The 1585-nt window shown below is 57.6% G+C and carries 2 rRNA genes; both read right to left on the bottom strand.

Annotated elements, in window-relative coordinates:
* Positions 1-8 precede the first annotated feature (8 nt).
* Positions 9-125 (bottom strand): 5S ribosomal RNA (gene rrf / locus HHX31_RS33370).
* 67 nt (positions 126-192) lie between these two features.
* A 23S ribosomal RNA gene (locus HHX31_RS33365) occupies positions 193-1585 on the bottom strand; the annotation flags it as partial.

The following is a 1585-nucleotide window of genomic DNA, read 5'->3' as shown; positions in this document are numbered from 1 at the left end:
GAAAGATTGTCCGGCGGCGTCCTACTCTCCCACACCGTCCCCGGTGCAGTACCATCGGCGCTGGCAGGCTTAACTTCCGGGTTCGGAAAGTAACCGGGTGTTTCCCTACCGCTATAACCGCCGTAACCCCATGAAACACACAACCAACACTGGTTGCTGCCTCTGAGATCACATAGTGGACGCGAGCATATCAGGGTCAAGTCCTCGGCCTATTAGTACCGGTCAGCTCCACACATTACTGCGCTTCCACTTCCGGCCTATCAACCCCATCATCTCTAGGGGGCCTTACCCACTCTCGTGGTGGGAGACCTCATCTTGAGGCGAGCTTCCCGCTTAGATGCTTTCAGCGGTTATCCCTACCGAACGTAGCCAACCAGCCGTGCTCCTGGCGGAACAACTGGCACACCAGAGGTTCGTCCGTCCCGGTCCTCTCGTACTAGGGACAGCCCCTCGCAAGTCTCCTGCGCGCGCAGCGGATAGGGACCGAACTGTCTCGCGACGTTCTAAACCCAGCTCGCGTACCGCTTTAATGGGCGAACAGCCCAACCCTTGGGACCTACTCCAGCCCCAGGATGCGACGAGCCGACATCGAGGTGCCAAACCATCCCGTCGATATGGACTCTTGGGGAAGATCAGCCTGTTATCCCCGGGGTACCTTTTAGCCGTTGAGCGACACCGCTTCCACACGCCGATGCCGGATCACTAGTCCCAGCTTTCGCTCCTGCTCGACCCGTCAGTCTCACAGTCAAGCTCCCTTGTGCACTTACACTCGACACCTGATTACCAACCAGGCTGAGGGAACCTTTGGGCGCCTCCGTTACCTTTTAGGAGGCAACCGCCCCAGTTAAACTACCCACCAGACACTGTCCCCCACCCGGATACACGGGCGCGGGTTAGACATCCAAAACGACCAGAGTGGTATTTCACCAATGACTCCACGATAACTAGCGTCACCGCTTCACAGTCTCCCACCTATCCTACACAAGACGCTCCAAACACCAATGTCAAGCTGTAGTGAAGGTCCCGGGGTCTTTCCGTCCTGCTGCGCGAAACGAGCATCTTTACTCGTACTGCAATTTCACCGGGCCTGTGGTTGAGACAGCGGGGAAGTCGTTACGCCATTCGTGCAGGTCGGAACTTACCCGACAAGGAATTTCGCTACCTTAGGATGGTTATAGTTACCACCGCCGTTTACCGGCGCTTAAGTTCTCACCTTCGCCAACACAAGGCTGGCTAAGCGGTCCCCTTAACGTTCCGGCACCGGGCAGGCGTCAGTCCGTATACATCGTCTTACGACTTCGCACGGACCTGTGTTTTTAGTAAACAGTCGCTTCCCCCTGGCCACTGCGGCCCCCACCAGCTCACGAAGCACGTCCGATCACCAGCAGAGGCCCCCCTTCTCCCGAAGTTACGGGGGCAATTTGCCGAGTTCCTTAACCACAGTTCACCCGACCGCCTTGGTATTCTCTACCTGACCACCTGAGTCGGTTTCGGGTACGGGCCGCCGCGACACTCACTAGAGGCTTTTCTCGGCAGCATAGGATCACCCACTTCGCCACAATCGGCTCGGCATCACACCTCAGGC

The organism is Microbispora sp. H11081, assembly GCF_012999535.1.
In the GTDB taxonomy this organism is placed as follows: Bacteria; Actinomycetota; Actinomycetes; order Streptosporangiales; family Streptosporangiaceae; genus Microbispora.
Note: the sequence above shows the minus strand (reverse complement) of the source record. Positions and strands in the feature narration are given on the sequence as shown.